The following is a 16,922-nucleotide window of genomic DNA, read 5'->3' as shown; positions in this document are numbered from 1 at the left end:
CCTAAAAAAAGGTGTTGACGAATATGTGTATTATTACAACAACAAGCGTATAAGAACAAAATTGGCCGGAAAGACACCGGTAGAATACCGGGATCTTTCCGACCAACTAGTTGCTTAAAATGAACTCCAATTATTGGGGTGCAGTTCAATAAGGTTAGCGACTATTTTTTTACTCCAAATTTAGTTGCATACTGCACATAAATATGCTATTTTGATTACGTGCAAAACACACCTAATATATAGAATATAAATTTAACAAAAAGGAATTGATAATATGAAAGCAGTAATTATAAAAGAAAAGGGAACAGAACCAACTTATAGTACTTTTAAAGAGCCAGTAACAAGTGGTGATAATGTAGTTATTAATGTGACTGCATCAGCATTAAGTAATTTAACCAAGATGAGAGCTATGGGTAAACATTATTCTTCAGATACAATATATCCTAATGTCGTTGGGACTGACGGTGTGGGTATTTTGAATGGAAAAAGAGTATATTTTGTTGCCACGAATGCACCATTTGGTACTTTAGCCGAAAAAACATTGATCAATAAAAACCTAATTGTGCCATTGCCAGATGGTATTGATGATGAAACGGCTGCGGCAATGGCTAATCCGGGAATGTCATCATGGGCTGCTTTAGTAAGTCGAGCAAATTTTAAGGTTGGACAAACTGTTTTGATCAATGGAGCAACTGGAACTGCAGGTAGTTTGGCTGTGAAAATTGCTTATCATTTAGGCGCAAAAAAGGTAATTGTCACAGGACGTAATTTAGAAAAACTTAATAAACTAAATGCTGATTCAGCCATCGCATTTGATGTGACATCTGCCGATGGTATCAATCAATTTACAAATGATTTGACAAAAGAATGTCAGGACGGGATTGATGTTGTACTTGATTATCTATGGGGAGATAGTGCTCTAGCAATTATGACAGCAATTGCTAAGTTTAGTAAAAATAATGGAACAAAATTTGTCAGTATTGGAGCCGCTTCTGGTCAAGCAGATATAGCATTGCCGTCCGCAATTTTACGCTCATCCAAAATTGAATTGTTAGGTAGCGGCGTTCGGAGTGTAAGTATGGAACAATTGCTTTCTGCCATCGGAGAAGTGTTTGAGTGGGTTGCTAAAAAAAATGTCACAATGGATATAAATAAATTTAATATCTCAGAAATAACCGAAGCTTGGAAAGCACCACTGACACCACGTGTGGTTGTGAAGGTGAATTAGTTATGGAAAGTGAACTAATTCAAGCCTTAGTACAGATTGTTTCATTTTTTAATCGAACTGATCGCGATCAAGCCTTTATAAAAAATGCCGGAGTTGATTTGGAGGCAACGTCATTTCAATTATTTGTAACAATTGGAAGAATGCAACCATCTAATGTCAGTGATTTAGCCAATATATTAGGGAAAAGCCACTCCAGTACCAGTCGTCAAATTGATAAATTAGAAAAAAAGGGATTGGTTATCACAAAGAATGATGAAACGGATGCACGAATTCGATCCATTCGATTGTCCGAGTCAGGTGAGAAGCTAAAACAAGTTTTGGATGCAACGAGAATTGATAATATTAATAACGCCTTGTCCGATTGGTCAACAAAAGATAAAAAGTCACTACTTTCTAATCTGAATCATTTAGCAGATACATTAAGTAAACTGGATAATTGATTTATTCTGTTAGTATTCCATAATATATTTCTTATTGAATGATTCAGGGTGAGATGATAACCTTGGAAGGTATAATAAATTGGAAATTTTAAATGGATTAAGAGGAATAAAAATGAATAAGAAAATAGTTACAGCTTTCATAGTTGGGGCTAGTTTTGCTGGTGGGATGTTACTCAATACTAATTTAGTACATGCTGATTCAGAATTTAGTGGGATCGTTAATACTACAAAAATCACTTCACTTTATAATGATGATGGAAAATTGGTGACTAACCGTGCTTTGGCCGCTAATACTCCATGGTTAACTGATAAGAAAATCCAAATTGGTGATAAAGGTGACTTTTATCGAGTATCTACACATGAATTTGTTATGGCAGGGGATGTCCAACTACAACATGGACAATCAGAAAATGGAATTGTCAGAGCAGGTTCTAATGGTGCCTTAGTATATAACTATAATAATGGCGATTATAAATCTACTGATAGAAAGCTCTCTGCTCGTAGTGCATGGAAATACGATCATACGGATGTTGTTGGCAGTAAAACTTGGTATCAAGTTAGTGCCGATGGCTGGATCAACAGTGATGATGCCTCAACATCTACTGCAATTACAAATACTGGGGTGGCTAAAATTAACTACGCTCCAGATAGTGGAATTGATTTGTGGCAAGGTTATGGTACTAATAAAGTAGCTACGGGCCAAAAATTATATAATGGTTCAGAATGGCGTTTTGATTCTAAAGTAATCGATGCAAATGGCGATGCCTGGTATCAAATAGGTAACAACCAGTGGATCGAAGGTACATATTTACAAATTACTAACGAAACCTTTGATCAAGCTGCAGCTGAAATTTGGGACCCTAATTTTGCTGCCGTAAAGGTCAATAGTGACACGACAATTTATAATAATAATGACTACAATTCCGGCAAAAAGTCTAGTGCTTCTGCTGGTGATACTTTACAAGTTGACTCGACATTGCAAAATGGCAACGTTACTTGGTATGAAATAAGTAATGGTGGTTGGATTCCATCTTCTGCGGCAACCCAAATTACGACTTATCGTTCTCCAATCGTCTTAAATGGTAAAACTAAGGATCAAGCTATCAGTGATGTAATTGCTGCAGCTAAGCAAGAATTAGGAAAGCCATATGTTTGGAATGCAAAAGGTCCAGATAGTTTTGATTGTTCAGGCTTGATGCAATATGTTTTCCGTCAAGCAACTGGCCAAAATATCGGTTCATGGACAGTACCACAAGAAACATCTGGCACTAAGGTTTCACTGAGTGATTTACAACCTGGTGATCTTGTCTTCTGGGGTCCAGCTGGAGTTACTTATCATGTTGGATTGTATTTAGGTAATAATCAATATCTAAATGCTTTGAGACCAGGAACCAACGTTAAAATAGATACCATTTCATCTGATTTTGAACCTTCATTTGGTGTCAGGGTTATCAAATAAGGGAATCTTTTCATAGATGATCTATAATATATTTTTTAGTGTTGTATAAATTTCAAAAAAGAGAGTTGTTTCTCACTTCAATTTCAAGTGAGAAACAACTCTCTTTTATTTTTATAAACTTTAATATGGGACGGTCTAAATCTTCTTGTTTACTTTCTATTAATTCCTAAACTGTCACGAGAACCTAATTTTTCATCATGTGCAAGTCTAACTACTAAATCAGCAATACTCTTAATAGATACATCATGTCCGCCAAATGGTTCACCTTTATGTGTTACTTCATAATCTGTATCGTTGTTATTATCAAACCATCCCGGACGAATTACGGTATAGTTTAAATCTGATGCTTCAATGATATCTGCGGCTTTACGATAGCTACTTAGCATAGGATTGGATGATAGATTTCCACCACCAAGCGATGCGGGGATTTCGTTATAAATTCCCATTGAAGTGATGAATAGTAGACGTTTAACATCTGATTTATCCATTGCTTTTACTAAACTATCAGCCATTTTGCCAAGATTTCCACTCAATGCGGCAAAGACAACATCTTGTCCTTTAAGTGCCTCACTAAGAATGCTTTGATCTGTGACATCACCTTGAATTACTCTTTCACGATCATCATGAACATTCAAATGTTGTGGATGGCGCGCCATCAAAGTAAGATCGTCGTTTGTGTTATCTAGAAAATAGTTACGTGTTGTTTGTCCTACAGAACCTGTGGCTCCAATAATTAATACGTTTGTCATATTTATATTCTCTTTTCTTTAAATGTATGTTGCCATCATAAACCTTGAAGTCTGCTCCAAGGCAATACCTTTTTGAAAAATAATGACTAGAAGTCATTTTTTCTTGAAATAAAATTTTAATCTAAGTGGTAAAGTTCTATTTATTCACATATGGTTCTATTAACGAATTTAGTTGCAAGTCGCAAAAGGAATTGATTGTTTTAACTGGATCAATAGTTTCAGGTGTAATACACCAGCTAAAAATTATTCCGTAAACTTCTGTTGTTAATAGAATGGATAATTCATTTACCGGGGTATTCGGTTTCAGTCGTTCGCTTTTGATTAATCCCTTGATTAGCTTTTGTAATAACTCATTGTCATATTGCCATTTCTCCGTATTAGAGGAGGCCGCGACAAATCTGACCCATTGTCGTGCCAAATTTACCTTCGAGTTCACAATTATTTGTAAAAAGTCGACTAGGTAGCGGCGAATACTTATAGAAGGATCATCAACAGACAATGACTTTATTTTATTGGATAGTCCATTCATGTGTCGTTTATTTAATTCAAAGATGATTTCTTCTTTTTTATTGAAGTAATTATAGAAGGTGCCTTTAGCAACTCCACTAGCCTTAGTTATATCAGATACGGACATTTTTTCGTATCCTTTTTGTTGCAATAAATTTTCTGCAGATTCGATTAGTATTTCTCGTGTTTTTGCAGTATCAAGTTCTCTTTTCGTCATTTTCATCACCACTGGATGTACTATAAATCATTTATTTGAGCTAGTCAATGACCATCGGTCATTGACAAAAACGAAATATGGAATTATAGTAGCAAACATTGATTAAATATGACCACCGGTCATTTAGAAGAAATGGAGAATTAATTATGCAAAAACAAAAATTTGGAATTGTACTTCCAATCGTGCTATTGAGTTATTTCATGATAGTTTTGGATAATTCGATAATTTTCACTAGTACGGCTAAGATTGCGCAAGATTTATCATTAAATACACAATCATTAGCTTGGATCACCAATGCATATGCATTAACGTTTGGAGGATTTTTACTATTTTCTGGTAAAGCAGGAGATATTATTGGAAGAAAAAAGTTCTTTCAGATTGGATTGATCATCTTTAGCATCAGTTCATTATTTGTAGGAATTTCTGCCAATGACACTATGATTATTGCTATGCGTGCAATTCAGGGGATAGGATCATCGATTCTTGCTCCCAATACATTAGCTTTATTAATGGATAATTATCAAGAAAACATGCGAACTAAGGCTATCGCATATTATGGTGCAACAGGTGGATTAGGTGCCAGTTTTGGATTGGTAATTGGTGGATTGATCACTACTTATTCATCATGGAGAGTAGGTTTCTTTATTAATGTTCCGATTGGTCTAGTGATGCTTCTTTTGTCACTTAAATATTTGAAAAATTCAAGAACTTATAATGAGAAGTTAGACTTTTTAGGAACAATTCTTTCAATATTGGGTGTATCAGCTTTGGTATACAGTATTGATGGTAGTTCATATAGATTACTAGCTTTAATTGTTTCAATAGTTTCATTAGTATTGTTTGTATTTCAAGAACATAGAACGGATGCACCAATCATGCCATTAGTATTGTTCAAAGATCCTGAAAGAAGTTTTGCCTATCTAACTAGATTCTTTTTCATTGGAGTTGGAATGGCATACTTTTTCTTAACACCTTTGGCAATGCAAAGAGTGTACGGATATTCGCCAGTGCAAGCAGCATTTGGATTCCTGCCAGAAACGGTTCCACAGTTTATAGCCGCAGGTATTGTTACAAGAAATGTAAAAATGAAGAACTCGACTATTCTTTCTAGTGGTATTGTCCTGATGTTTATTGGTTCATTATTAGCTGCCATTATTAAGATTCAAACTGGTTATTGGTTGGCAATTGCTTTACCAATGGTAATTATCGGTATTGGACAAGGCATGGCACTTGGCACATTGACAGTTGCTGGCGTTGCACATACAACCCCTGAATTAAGTGGTTCGGCATCAGGAGTTGTTAATGCGGTTCATCAGATTGGTGGGTCTATTGGACTATCAGCTGTTGTTGCATTGACCGCTCAATATACTGCTCCAGCTGCTTCCTATAATATGTCGATGCTTTGGATCACTGTTATGTCGGTCATTGCGATGTTGTTTGCTATTGGAGTCGTAAAATTTGATAAGTAGTATTATTATAATAGGGATTAATAAATAATGAATTGAAGGGTTCATATGAATAAGGATAGGCTAGCAGCGTTTACCGATGCGGTGTGGACAATTTTCTTAGGTATGGTAATTGTTGAGATTGATAGTTTGATGGTAAGTATACGAAAATAGTCATGCATTTGTGTATGACTATTTTTTATCGCCTAGATTAAATATTAGATTCTGAACAAATAAACTAGTAATATATTATTGATATGAAACTTTTAACAATTAAAGAGGTAAATTAGTTTGACAGAATCAGCATTTTGGTCAAAAATATCAGATCAAGCCAAGTCAGAACATCGTCCATTCTTTAGTATGGCTCCGATGGAAGCAGTTAGTAATACAGTTTTTCGTCAGGTAATCACACAAGCATGTGCTCCAGATACATTCTTCAGTGAGTTTGTCTATGCGAAAGCAATTACCGATCCGAATACTAAATTTCCTATTCATGGTCGACTATATATTGATTCAAGAGAAAAGACACGTCCGGTCGTACAGCTTTGGGGCAATGAAGCACCAGACTTTGAATCTGCGGCTTCTTCATTGAAAGAACAGGGATTTGAAGCAATAGATATCAATATGGGATGTCCAGATGGAACGGTTATTAAGAATCATGGTGGTAGTGACCTGATTAGAAATCATCAATGGGCTCAAGATGTGATTGCGGCGGCGAAAACCTCAGGATTAGCTGTCAGTGCTAAAACACGTCTTGGTTATAGCAAGGTTGAAGAATTCAAAGATTGGATTCCATTTTTGCTGCAACAGGACGTTGATGTGCTAACCATTCATTTGAGAACAAAAATGGAAATGAGTAAGGTTCCAGCCCATTTGGAAGTTATCGACGACATTATCAAGTTGCGGGATGAAATTGCTCCACAAACATTGATTCAGATCAATGGAGATATTCCTGATTATCAAGCTGGCTTGAAATTAGCACAGGAACATCCTGGATTGGATGGAATCATGATTGGACGCGGAGTTTTTGCCAATCCGTTTGCTTTTGAGAAGAATCCAATAGCACATTCACTTGATGAGCTTTTGGATCTGTTGCAGATGCAATTAAATCTGTTTGATGATTTTTCAAAAAAGTACGATATGCCTCGTTTCCCATCACTCAAACGTTTCTTCAAAATTTATGCTCGACCAGAATTGGGGGCGACTGATTTGAGAAATGCGATGATGGATACTAAATCTACTGACGATGTACGTAAGATTTTGGCTGAAAAAGATAAGTATTTGAAATAATATATATAGTAAGAAAAGCAGAATTCCTCATAATCTAAGGAATTCTGCTTTTTGTTTTGCTTCTCTTGTTAAATTCACCTTACCTCAGACGTATACTAGCTTGCCTAAGTAGTAATTTTTTTGGAGATTTTTAAGCCATATAATAGCTTCATGAGTTGAGGGATGTATCAGTGAATTTCGTAAGTGATACATGAGTAAATTTCAAAAAGTTGTAAGAAAGGTCTTGCCTTGTAGTAACTGCAAGGGCATAAATTGAAATTGAAATTCAATAAAGATAGAAATTCATATAGGAGTAAATAAAATGACAAATAAAACATGGTTAATTACAGGTGTTAGTAGTGGATTTGGTCGTTCATTAACGACTCAATTACTAGCAAAGGGTGAAACAGTTATTGGTACAGTTCGTAATTTTGCTAAGGTTCAAGATTTGATTGAACAATATCCAGATACTTTCATTAGTGAAAAATTGGATGTTACAGACGTTCCAGCAATTCATGAATTAGTAAATAAAGTTGCAAGCAAACATGAAATCGACGTATTGGTGAATAATGCTGGTTATGGTTTGTTTGGAGCCGCAGAAGAATTAAGTGACGAACAAGTAAACAAAATTATTGCTACTGACTTAACAGGTTCAATTCAAATGATTCGTTCGATTTTACCTTTTATGCGTAAACAAGAACATGGACGTATTATTCAGATTTCTTCATATGGTGGTCAAGTCGCCGAGTTAATTCCCGCATATGATGGTCCAACGCATGCTTTCATGAAGATGCTTGATCCAGCTAATGGATTGGCACCTGGCGATCCTGAGAGAATGGCAGCACGAATTATCGAAAGTGCTGATGAAACTCCTGCACCACTACATATGGTATTGGGTTCTGAGGCTTTGAAGAACACCATTGAGCGACTTGAAACACGCGTTGCAGAATACAAGAATGAAACAAAATTGGCTGCTTCTACTGATTTTCCGGCTGATGAACAATAAGTAGGTAATCACAATGAATATAAAAGAAGCTAGTAAGCGGGCTAACGTATCTTCAGCTGCCATTCGATATTATGAGAAAGAGTCGTTGATTCCACCAATTGAACGAACAGAAATTGGTAATCGTGATATTGACGAACGTATTTTACGCCGCATTCGTTTTGTGACACAAATGAGGGCAGCCGGTATGAGTATTGAGAATCTGCGTCATTTTATCGAATTATTTGATGCTGAAGAAGACAACAATAAAGAACAAAAAGAACTTTTACAAGAGCAATTAAGCATCATGGAAGAAAAGCGTGATGATTTGCAGTCGGCGATTGATCATTTGAATTACAAACTTAATCATTTTTATGATCATGTGCTGAATACTGAAAATGAATTACGTGAAATAGAATATAAGAATAAAGAGGAAAATTAAATGTCAAAAGAAGTTAAAGCATTAGAAGCAACAACTAAAGGAGATTTTGCTTCCTTTAATCAAACTATAATCAAGCGTCGCAATCTTCGTCCCGATGATATTGCGATTGATATTAAGTATTGCGGAATCTGTCATAGTGATGTCAGTATGGTTCAATGGCAAGGTGCTCATTTCCCAATGGTACCTGGTCATGAGATCTCAGGAATTGTTTCTGCAGTCGGTAGTGAAGTTAAAGACTTTAAGCCCGGTGATCGTGTCGGTGTTGGTTGTTTTGTTAACTCATGTGGTAAATGTGCTGCATGTAAGGCTGGACAAGAACAATTTTGTGAAAAGGGTACTGTTGTTGTCTTCGATTCAGAAGATTATGACGGAACAATTACTCAAGGCGGATATTCACAAGCAATCGTAGTTAAAGATCACTTTGTATTACACATCCCTGATGAATTATCATTAGCTGATGCTGCACCATTATTATGTGCAGGTATTACAACTTACAATCCATTGAAACAATACAATGTTGGTAAAGATAGTAAAGTTGCTGTTATTGGATTGGGTGGATTAGGTCATATTGCCGTGCAATTCGCTGCAAAAATGGGTGCTGATGTAACAGTATTTGGTCACTCAGAAAGCAAACGTGATGAGGCTGCTAAGTTTGGTGCAACTAGTTATGAAATCCTTAAAGATCCAGAGGACTTCAAGCCATTAGCCGGCCAATTCGACTTTATTTTGAATACCGTTGCCGTTAACTTGGATCTGAATAATTATATGCCATTATTGAAGTTCAACGGAGTATTTTGTTACGTTGGAATTCCTAGTGATGAGATTCATCTTAATCTTTTCTCAATCTTTGGTAATCAAGCTAATTTGACTGCATCAAATGTTGGTGGAATTGCAATGACTCAAGAGATGTTGAATTTTGCTGCTGAAAATGACATTAAACCTCAAATCGAAATGATTGGGATCGATGATGTTCCAGAAGCTTATCAAAATATTCTTGATAGTAAAGTTCACTATCGTTATGTCATTGATATGTCTACTTTGAAATAAAATTTATCCGTTAAGAGGAAGTTATTACCATGCCAAACAAAACTGCACAACAAAATCATGATGAGATGTTTCCCAATCATGTTTCTACATTAAAGAAGACTGATCCAGAGTTTATTGATATTTTTGATAATTTTGCATTTGATGAAGTTTTACAACATAGTCAAATTGAAACAAAATTACGCATGAAAGTTACGCTAGCTTCATTGATTGCAATGCAGTGCCTCAATGAATACAAGGCAATGTTGACGGCAGCTTTAAATGTTGGTGTAACACCAATCGAAATCAAAGAGATCGTTTATCAGGCGGTTCCCTATGTAGGTCTTGGAAAAGTTTTTGATTTCTTAAATGGTACCAATGATATTTTTGAGGAAAAAGGTATTTCAGTTCCACTTGAACCTCAAAGTACCACAACACCTGATTCAAGGATGGATGAAGGATTGAAGACGATTCGTCGTATTGTAGGTAGTACAGTTGATGATATGTTGGACAATGCACCCAAAAATCAGAAACACTTTGCAACATTCTTAGCCGATAATTGTTTTGGTGATTTCTATACACGTAATGGCTTAGATGATAAAACTAGAGAACTATTAACATTTTCAATGTTAGTCTCAATGGGTGGAGCTGATCCACAAGTTAAAGGACACATTGCTGCTAACCATAATGTTGGTAATGACAAGCAATCGTTGATCGATGTTATTACTGTTTTACTTCCATTTATTGGATACCCAAGAACGTTAACAGCTTTGAGTCTATTGAATGAAGTTATTCCTGAAACTGAAAAATAAATTTGTATAAATAAAAAAATAAGATGTTGTTTTCTATTTTGAAAACAGCATCTTATTTTAATTCCAAGCTTGTGACATGAGCTTGATCAACGGATTAACTTTAGATTTTTGATTTTTCAAATAAGTGACATAGAAGTCCACCGTGCTGGTATCGTCACTGATAGGAATCCTAACTCGATCATCATCGTTATTTGGAAGATGATGGCTATCTTTACCTGAAATATTTGTACTGAAATATGGAAAATTAGAATACTGGGTTATTTCAGTGAAGGCATCGAATTGTTCTTGATACATGAATTTGGCATCGGGAATATTGTCTTGAACAATTTGTTTCCAAACGCCGATATCATTAACAACGACAAAACTCATTCCTTTTAATTCTTCAAATGTAACCGAGGTTTTGTTAGCAAGATAGGTAAACTTGTCTAAGTTGACCGATAATTTTTCACTACCAATGAATCGAGATTCAATTGAATCTGTCATGATCTCTTGATTGGTAATAATCATGGCAAAACTACGATTCTCTATGCTAGATATAACTGAATCTGTTTGTAATAGAGAATCGTTTATTACAACGTTATCAGCAATATCACTCAAAGATTTCAACAGCATAATAGGTCCCGGTGCTATTGATCCAACCTTTATTGTAGTATGACTTGCTTCATATTTTTGAACGGTGTCAATGAAACTTTGATTTTGATCAAGAACCTTTTGTGCTTCTTTAGCCGCCAGAATACCAGTTTTGGTCAGAGCCACATGGTTAGGTTGACGATCAAATATTTTAACATCTAATTCATCTTCAAGTTTCTGCATACCTCTAGTAACAGTCGGCTGAGTCACCATTAATTTTTCAGCAGTGGCTGCCAGTGTTCCATATTTATTAAAAGTAACTAGTTCCTCAAGTAAGTAGTTATCTATCATAAAATCACCTCATTATAATGCTATACGTCAAGCGTATGGTAGCATGTTTATCTGGTAATTTTCAAGTGTTCAATATGAACATATAATGAACTCATGAATTAAACAAACAGTAATTAAATAAAGAGGCAAATAATATGGAAACAGTTAAATTAAATAATGGAGTTGAAATGCCACAATTAGGATTCGGAGTATTTCAAGTAACAGACCTGGAACAATGTGAACAAGTAGTCGTTGATGCAATTGCATCTGGCTATCGTTTGATTGATACAGCTGCAGCTTATCAAAATGAAGCAGCCGTTGTTCGTGCTATCAAGCGCAGTGGAGTTGATCGTAAGGAACTCTTCATTACGTCTAAGCTCTGGGTTTCAGATGCTAATTATGAGAGAGCACAAAAGGCTATTGAAACATCATTAAATAATCTTGGAGTTGATTATCTAGATATGTATCTATTACATCAGCCATACGGGGATATTTCAGGTGCATGGCGTGCTTTAGAAGAGGCTTATAAGGCTGGTAAGATTCGTGCCATTGGTGTTTCTAACTTCTATGCTGATCAATTGAAGAACTTAGAATTATCAAACGAAATCAAGCCAGTACTTAATCAAATTGAAGTTAACCCTTGGTATCAACAGAATTCTGAAGTAGACTTCAATCAGGGAGAAGATATCCGTGTTGAGGCTTGGGCACCATTCGCCGAAGGTAAGCATGACATCTTTACAAATGAAGCCATTAAAGAAATTGCGGATAAATACAACAAATCTAATGGTCAAGTTATTCTAAGATGGCTACTCCAACGAGGAATTACCGTAATTCCTAAGTCAGTACACAAGAATCGTATGGAAGAGAATATCAATGTCTTTGATTTTGAGTTAACTGATGATGAGATGAAGGTTATGAATGGCCTTGATAAGGGTGAGAGTCAATTCTTCGATCACCGTGATCCTGTGACAATTGAACAGATTTTCGGAACAAGTTTGGCTAAACTAAAATAATATTAACGAGGGTAAATGATTATGGCAGAAGCAACTTTTAAATTAAGTAATGATGTAGAAATTCCAGAAATGGGTATTGGTACTTTTCAGATGCCAGTCGATGCCGCAGAACAAGCAGTCGTTGATGCTTTGAATAGTGGATATTGTTTGATCGATACAGCTAATGCTTATATGAATGAAACTGGTGTTGGTAGAGGCATCAAACGTTCTGGAGTTGATCGTGCAGATGTGTTCTTGAGCACTAAATTATGGCCAACAGTTTATACTGATGATAATGCCGTTGATGATACTTTGAAGCGTCTTGGTACAGACTATGTAGATTTGATGTTCTTACACCAACCTGCTGGTGACTTCATTACCGGATATCGTCAATTGGAAAAGGCTTATAAAGAAGGAAAAGTAAAAGCCATTGGTATTTCTAACTTTCAAGGTGAAAAACTTCAAACGCTTTTAGATAATGCCGAAATAAAGCCGCAAGTTATTCAGGCTGAAGCACATCCATACTTCACAGAAGATGAAGTGAGACAAACTTTGAAGCCATTTGGAACTAGATTGATGGCTTGGTATCCGTTAGGTCATGGCGATAAGAGCTTGATTCATGAACCAATTTTTGCAGAATTAGGTAAGAAATATAATAAGTCCAGCGCCCAAATTATTCTACGCTGGCATACACAAATGGGATTCATCGTGATTCCTGGATCAACTAATCCTGATCATATCAAAGACAATCATAATATTTTCGATTTTGAATTGACCGAAGATGAAATGAAACAAATTGCGGATATTAAGAAGAATATTCGTTACTATGCTCCTTCAGCAGAAGCCGAAGAGAAGTATACAAAGATGGAATTAGATTTTAAATCAGAAAAATAATTGGAGAGATAAAAATGAAAAAAGTATTAGTATTAGGCGCAAATGGCCAAATCGCAAGGATTGCAGAAGATCGTATTTTGAAGGAACAACCAGATGTTGAATTGACATTGTTCTTACGTAATAGCAGCAGATTATCCAAATTGGCATCGAATAAAAATGTTACTTTGGTTGATGGAGATATTAATGACTTTGATGCTGTTAATGAAGCTATGAAGGACCAAGATATAGTTTATATCTCATTCGTTGACCACGATGGCAACAACGTTATGACTAAGAATGTTATCAAAGCTATGAAGGAAAACAACGTAGATCGTGTTATTGAATCTAGTTTATTAGGTTTATATAACGAAGTTCCTGGTGAATATGGTCGTTGGAATTACAGTATGGTTAAAGGTGGTTTGGATGCTGCCATCAATGCTGACAAACTACTCGCAGAATCAGGATTGTCATACACAACACTACGTTTTCCATGGTTGAATGATCGTGACGAAGTTAAATATACTGTCACACATAAGGATGAAGAATATGTTGGTGTTTCGGGATCTCGTCAAAGCATGGCTGATGTGATTGTTAAGATCATCGCTGATCCAGAGTACTTAAAGAACGATTCTGTTGGTATTGCGGATGCTGCCACACAAGGTGAAACTAGACCTGTATATTAGGCAAAATAGCTATATTTGAAATAGAATAATCAAAATTGTCTAGTTACGTGACTGTGATTTATTTGCAGTAGAACTAACTAGACTTTTTTTGAACAATCAAAGGGGAATATTGTGAATAAAATAGGTATTGAAATTCAAGGAAAAAGATATTTAGCTGAATTGGAAGAATCATCTGTTTCATCTGAAATTCAAAAGCAATTTCCTCTGAGTTTAATTTTGAATAGAAGCGGGTCAAATGAGTACTATAATTCCTTACCAAAAAAAATTAAAACGGCATCAAAAGGAACTAGTCATGTTCAAGCAGGATATATTTATTATTTTGCAGGTAGTAATGCATTTTCGTTGAATTTTGCTGACTTGAATATTTCGCCATTTGAGGTGGTTAAAATTGGATATGTAGATGATGAATCATTGATTCAAATGTTATCCACTGGTCCGAAATCAATAGAAGTTAATATTTTTTTACTATAAATTTTAAAGGACAAAAAATAATTATGAACGTATTTGAAAAACTGAGGTCAGGTGAATCATTTGATATTAGTGATAAACAGTATCAAGAGGAAGTTCACGGTGAGATTGATCGATGTAACGACATTTGTTTCGATATTAATTCTACGAGGCCTAGTGATCGTAAAACTATATTGAATCTTGAAAATAAATTGTTGAATAACCAAATGAAGGATGGAACATTTTTTACTCCACCAATGTATATAGATTGTGGTAATAGATTATTTCTAGGAAAAAATGTGTATGCAAATCATAACCTTACAGTGATGTCAGTTGGTACGATCACTATTGATGATGGTGTGATGATGGGACCCGGTGTTGGTTTATTTACAGATAATCATGAACCTAATAATATCAGAACGATTAGTACAAAAGAGATTCACATTAAGAAGAATGCATGGTTGGGAGCACGCGTAAATGTAGCCCCAGGTGTAACTATTGGTGAGAATGCGATAATTGGGACAGGTGCAGTAGTCACCAAAGATATTCCAGATAATGCTGTTGCAGTTGGTGTGCCAGCTAAAGTGATTAAATATAATAAATAGTTCGGTCTTCATAACTAGGCAACAGGATAAAATTCGGTTGCCTAGTTTTTTACTTCCAGTGCCATACGTTTTACGTATAGTAGCATGTTTATCTAGTAATTTTTTTATGTCTAAAACGGCTCTATACTATGTTCATCGCTTGAGAGAGATATATACAAAGATATGGAAGTGTAAGAGATGAATATTGTATTAATGTTATTACCGGCTATTGCCTGGGGTATTCTACCTTTGACGGTAGCGAGAATAAATGGTAAACCAATTAATCAAATTTTAGGAACAGCAGTCGGAACATTGACTGTCAGTATCGTAGTTTTCTTAGTTATGAGACCAACTATTTCAATTATAAGTTTTCTTTTGGCGGCGTTGGCAGGTGGCTTCTGGATAATCGGACAGTTAGGTCAATATAATGCTTATCGTTCGATAGGAGTTTCTCAAACTATGCCAATATCGACTGGTTTGCAACTGATCGGTACAGCTTTTATCGGTGTTTTGATTTTTGGAGAATGGGCATCAGTTAACGCCAAAATCTTCGGAGTTATCGGTATTTTGTTACTGATCATTGGCGTCTTCCTCACTGCAAGAAAAGATAAGGGAGATCAACACAGTACACAGACAGAAACACTGATCATGTTAGTTTTGACAACAATCGGATTCTTAGTTTATAACTCGATTCCTAGAGCAATGACTTCATCTGGATTAGCAATCTTCTTACCTGAATCTGTCGGTATGGTTGTTGCAGTTTTGCTATATATTACCTTTACTCACCAACCTCAAGTTTTGAGAGAGAAAGCAAGCTGGCAAAGTTTGGTAGCTGGATTTATTTTTTCTATTGCTGCAATCACTTATATCTTATCGGTACGAGACAATGGCGTTAATTCAGCCTTTGTGGTTTCACAATTATCAGTAGTTCTATCAACGATCGGCGGAATGATTTTTCTACATGAGAAGAAGAGTCGCCACGAATTAACTTTGACTATCATCGGCTTGATTTTAATCGTCGGTGGAGCAATCATTACAACAATTTTTTAAAACAATTATCGGAGGAATTTATTATGTATGAAGATTTAAATAACAGAGTAGCAGTAATTACAGGTGGTTCAAAAGGAATTGGAACTGCAATTTCAGAACGTTTTGGAAAAGAACATATGTCAGTTGTTATTAATTACAATAGTGATGCCAAAGGTGCCCAAGAGGCTGCTGACAAAGTCGAACAAAATGGCGGCAAGTCAGTTATTGTTCAAGCAAATGTGGCAACTGAAGAAGGTAATCAGGAATTACTAAAAGCTGCAATCGATAACTTTGGTGACTTGGACGTTTGGGTCAACAATGCTGGAATGGAAACAAAGTCACCAACTCACGAATTATCATTGGATTACTGGAATCGTGTGATCTCAATTGATCAAACCGGTGTTTTTCTAGGATCAAAGACAGCTTTGAATTACTTCAAAGATCACGGTAAAAAAGGAAATATCATCAATATGTCTTCAGTTCATGAGCAAATTCCCTGGCCTACATTCTCTAGCTACGCAGCTGCTAAGGGTGGCGTAAAAATGTTCACTAAGACAATTGCTATGGAATATGCTAAGGATGGTATTCGTGTAAATGCTATTGGACCAGGAGCTATTAATACACCAATCAACGCTAAGAAGTTCTCTGATAAAGAACAATATGATCAAACAGTTTCAATGGTTCCTATGGATAGAATTGGTAAACCTGAGGAAGTCGCAGCAGGCGCTGCATGGCTTGCATCAGATGAATCAAGTTATGTTACGGGAATTACTTTGTTCATTGATGGTGGTATGACATTATATCCAGCATTTATGAATGGTCAAGGATAATTAATTGGAGG

20 protein-coding genes are annotated in these 16,922 nt (G+C 35.8%); 17 read left to right on the top strand and 3 right to left on the bottom strand.

Annotated features, from left to right (window positions below; genetic code table 11):
- The 4 genes from EKM60_RS08015 to EKM60_RS08000 form a co-directional block, all read left to right on the top strand.
- The coding region (locus EKM60_RS08015) for an IS3 family transposase (RefSeq protein WP_164508365.1) at nt 1-118 on the top strand (118 nt) is incomplete at its 5' end.
- Nucleotides 119-274: 156 nt separating this feature from the next.
- Nucleotides 275-1,228, top strand: a complete 954-nt coding sequence (locus EKM60_RS08010) for a quinone oxidoreductase family protein (protein WP_125714250.1) — start codon at nt 275-277, stop codon at nt 1,226-1,228.
- A 2-nt stretch (nt 1,229-1,230) separates the two neighbouring features.
- Nucleotides 1,231-1,668, top strand: coding sequence for a MarR family winged helix-turn-helix transcriptional regulator (locus EKM60_RS08005; RefSeq protein WP_125714248.1), 438 nt, complete (start codon nt 1,231-1,233; stop codon nt 1,666-1,668).
- Between the two features lie 112 nt (nt 1,669-1,780).
- Nucleotides 1,781-3,127, top strand: coding sequence for a C40 family peptidase (locus EKM60_RS08000; RefSeq protein ID WP_125714246.1), 1,347 nt, complete (start codon nt 1,781-1,783; stop codon nt 3,125-3,127).
- 149 nt (nt 3,128-3,276) lie between these two features.
- Here EKM60_RS08000 and EKM60_RS07995 read toward each other — a convergent pair whose 3' ends face one another.
- On the bottom strand, nt 3,277-3,876 hold the full coding sequence (locus EKM60_RS07995; RefSeq protein WP_125714244.1) for an NAD(P)H-binding protein: 600 nt from the start codon (nt 3,874-3,876) through the stop codon (nt 3,277-3,279).
- A gap of 136 nt (nt 3,877-4,012) precedes the next feature.
- Nucleotides 4,013-4,600 (bottom strand): TetR/AcrR family transcriptional regulator, encoded by a 588-nt coding sequence (locus tag EKM60_RS07990; protein WP_164508364.1) that lies wholly within the window; start codon nt 4,598-4,600, stop codon nt 4,013-4,015.
- 146 nt (nt 4,601-4,746) lie between these two features.
- On the opposite strand from EKM60_RS07990, the gene EKM60_RS07985 reads away from it, so the two are divergent.
- The 6 genes from EKM60_RS07985 (at nt 4,747) to EKM60_RS07960 (ending at nt 10,573) form a co-directional block, all read left to right on the top strand.
- Nucleotides 4,747-6,069, top strand: a complete 1,323-nt coding sequence (locus tag EKM60_RS07985) for an MFS transporter (RefSeq protein WP_125714240.1) — start codon at nt 4,747-4,749, stop codon at nt 6,067-6,069.
- 267 nt (nt 6,070-6,336) lie between these two features.
- Nucleotides 6,337-7,335 (top strand): tRNA dihydrouridine synthase, encoded by a 999-nt coding sequence (locus EKM60_RS07980; RefSeq protein ID WP_125714238.1) that lies wholly within the window; start codon nt 6,337-6,339, stop codon nt 7,333-7,335.
- A gap of 301 nt (nt 7,336-7,636) precedes the next feature.
- Nucleotides 7,637-8,320, top strand: coding sequence for an SDR family NAD(P)-dependent oxidoreductase (locus tag EKM60_RS07975; protein WP_125714236.1), 684 nt, complete (start codon nt 7,637-7,639; stop codon nt 8,318-8,320).
- 13 nt (nt 8,321-8,333) lie between these two features.
- Nucleotides 8,334-8,738 (top strand): MerR family transcriptional regulator, encoded by a 405-nt coding sequence (locus EKM60_RS07970; protein WP_125714234.1) that lies wholly within the window; start codon nt 8,334-8,336, stop codon nt 8,736-8,738.
- Nucleotides 8,739-9,785, top strand: a complete 1,047-nt coding sequence (locus EKM60_RS07965; protein WP_125714232.1) for an NAD(P)-dependent alcohol dehydrogenase — start codon at nt 8,739-8,741, stop codon at nt 9,783-9,785.
- A gap of 29 nt (nt 9,786-9,814) precedes the next feature.
- The gene (locus EKM60_RS07960; protein WP_125714230.1) at nt 9,815-10,573 is read left to right on the top strand and encodes a carboxymuconolactone decarboxylase family protein; all 759 of its coding nucleotides are present in this window, start codon (nt 9,815-9,817) and stop codon (nt 10,571-10,573) included.
- Between the two features lie 57 nt (nt 10,574-10,630).
- Here EKM60_RS07960 and EKM60_RS07955 read toward each other — a convergent pair whose 3' ends face one another.
- Nucleotides 10,631-11,494, bottom strand: a complete 864-nt coding sequence (locus EKM60_RS07955; protein ID WP_125714228.1) for a LysR family transcriptional regulator — start codon at nt 11,492-11,494, stop codon at nt 10,631-10,633.
- Nucleotides 11,495-11,628: 134 nt separating this feature from the next.
- Between EKM60_RS07955 and EKM60_RS07950 the strand changes: the two genes are divergently transcribed.
- The 7 genes from EKM60_RS07950 to EKM60_RS07920 all read left to right on the top strand — a co-directional run bounded on the left by EKM60_RS07950 (nt 11,629) and on the right by EKM60_RS07920 (nt 16,911).
- Nucleotides 11,629-12,486, top strand: a complete 858-nt coding sequence (locus EKM60_RS07950; RefSeq protein ID WP_125714226.1) for an aldo/keto reductase — start codon at nt 11,629-11,631, stop codon at nt 12,484-12,486.
- A 21-nt stretch (nt 12,487-12,507) separates the two neighbouring features.
- A complete protein-coding gene (locus tag EKM60_RS07945) occupies nt 12,508-13,359 on the top strand; it encodes an aldo/keto reductase (protein WP_125714224.1) in 852 nt (283 codons plus the stop codon).
- Nucleotides 13,360-13,373: 14 nt separating this feature from the next.
- Nucleotides 13,374-14,021, top strand: coding sequence for an NAD(P)H-binding protein (locus EKM60_RS07940; RefSeq protein WP_125714222.1), 648 nt, complete (start codon nt 13,374-13,376; stop codon nt 14,019-14,021).
- Between the two features lie 111 nt (nt 14,022-14,132).
- The gene (locus tag EKM60_RS07935; RefSeq protein ID WP_164508363.1) at nt 14,133-14,492 is read left to right on the top strand and encodes a cyclophilin-like fold protein; all 360 of its coding nucleotides are present in this window, start codon (nt 14,133-14,135) and stop codon (nt 14,490-14,492) included.
- Between the two features lie 23 nt (nt 14,493-14,515).
- Nucleotides 14,516-15,073 carry an LbetaH domain-containing protein gene (locus EKM60_RS07930; RefSeq protein WP_125714218.1) on the top strand — a complete coding sequence of 186 codons (558 nt, stop codon included), beginning with the start codon at nt 14,516-14,518 and terminating at the stop codon, nt 15,071-15,073.
- A gap of 177 nt (nt 15,074-15,250) precedes the next feature.
- Nucleotides 15,251-16,102: a GRP family sugar transporter gene (locus EKM60_RS07925; protein ID WP_125714216.1), complete on the top strand. Its 852-nt coding sequence runs from the start codon at nt 15,251-15,253 to the stop codon at nt 16,100-16,102.
- 23 nt (nt 16,103-16,125) lie between these two features.
- A complete protein-coding gene (locus EKM60_RS07920; RefSeq protein ID WP_125714215.1) occupies nt 16,126-16,911 on the top strand; it encodes a glucose-1-dehydrogenase in 786 nt (261 codons plus the stop codon).
- Nucleotides 16,912-16,922: the final 11 nt, after the last annotated feature.

The sequence above is a fragment of the Companilactobacillus kedongensis genome, assembly GCF_003946625.1.
Classification (GTDB): domain Bacteria; phylum Bacillota; class Bacilli; order Lactobacillales; family Lactobacillaceae; genus Companilactobacillus; species Companilactobacillus kedongensis.
The sequence above is the reverse complement of the archived record's forward strand: the minus strand, read 5'-3'. Positions and strand labels throughout refer to the sequence as shown.

Bases quoted from the DNA above. Each gene is read 5' to 3' on its own strand.
- EKM60_RS08000 (WP_125714246.1), top strand. From the start codon at position 1,781: ATGAATAAGAAAATAGTTACAGCTTTCATAGTTGGGGCTAGTTTTGCT.
- EKM60_RS07940 (WP_125714222.1), top strand. From the start codon at position 13,374: ATGAAAAAAGTATTAGTATTAGGCGCAAATGGCCAAATCGCAAGGATT.
- EKM60_RS07970 (WP_125714234.1), top strand. From the start codon at position 8,334: ATGAATATAAAAGAAGCTAGTAAGCGGGCTAACGTATCTTCAGCTGCC.
- EKM60_RS08010 (WP_125714250.1), top strand. From the start codon at position 275: ATGAAAGCAGTAATTATAAAAGAAAAGGGAACAGAACCAACTTATAGT.
- EKM60_RS07965 (WP_125714232.1), top strand. From the start codon at position 8,739: ATGTCAAAAGAAGTTAAAGCATTAGAAGCAACAACTAAAGGAGATTTT.
- EKM60_RS07985 (WP_125714240.1), top strand. From the start codon at position 4,747: ATGCAAAAACAAAAATTTGGAATTGTACTTCCAATCGTGCTATTGAGT.
- EKM60_RS07960 (WP_125714230.1), top strand. From the start codon at position 9,815: ATGCCAAACAAAACTGCACAACAAAATCATGATGAGATGTTTCCCAAT.
- EKM60_RS07955 (WP_125714228.1), bottom strand. From the start codon at position 11,494: ATGATAGATAACTACTTACTTGAGGAACTAGTTACTTTTAATAAATAT.
- EKM60_RS07950 (WP_125714226.1), top strand. From the start codon at position 11,629: ATGGAAACAGTTAAATTAAATAATGGAGTTGAAATGCCACAATTAGGA.
- EKM60_RS07990 (WP_164508364.1), bottom strand. From the start codon at position 4,600: ATGACGAAAAGAGAACTTGATACTGCAAAAACACGAGAAATACTAATC.
- EKM60_RS07975 (WP_125714236.1), top strand. From the start codon at position 7,637: ATGACAAATAAAACATGGTTAATTACAGGTGTTAGTAGTGGATTTGGT.
- EKM60_RS07920 (WP_125714215.1), top strand. From the start codon at position 16,126: ATGTATGAAGATTTAAATAACAGAGTAGCAGTAATTACAGGTGGTTCA.
- EKM60_RS07995 (WP_125714244.1), bottom strand. From the start codon at position 3,876: ATGACAAACGTATTAATTATTGGAGCCACAGGTTCTGTAGGACAAACA.
- EKM60_RS07925 (WP_125714216.1), top strand. From the start codon at position 15,251: ATGAATATTGTATTAATGTTATTACCGGCTATTGCCTGGGGTATTCTA.
- EKM60_RS08005 (WP_125714248.1), top strand. From the start codon at position 1,231: ATGGAAAGTGAACTAATTCAAGCCTTAGTACAGATTGTTTCATTTTTT.
- EKM60_RS07945 (WP_125714224.1), top strand. From the start codon at position 12,508: ATGGCAGAAGCAACTTTTAAATTAAGTAATGATGTAGAAATTCCAGAA.
- EKM60_RS07930 (WP_125714218.1), top strand. From the start codon at position 14,516: ATGAACGTATTTGAAAAACTGAGGTCAGGTGAATCATTTGATATTAGT.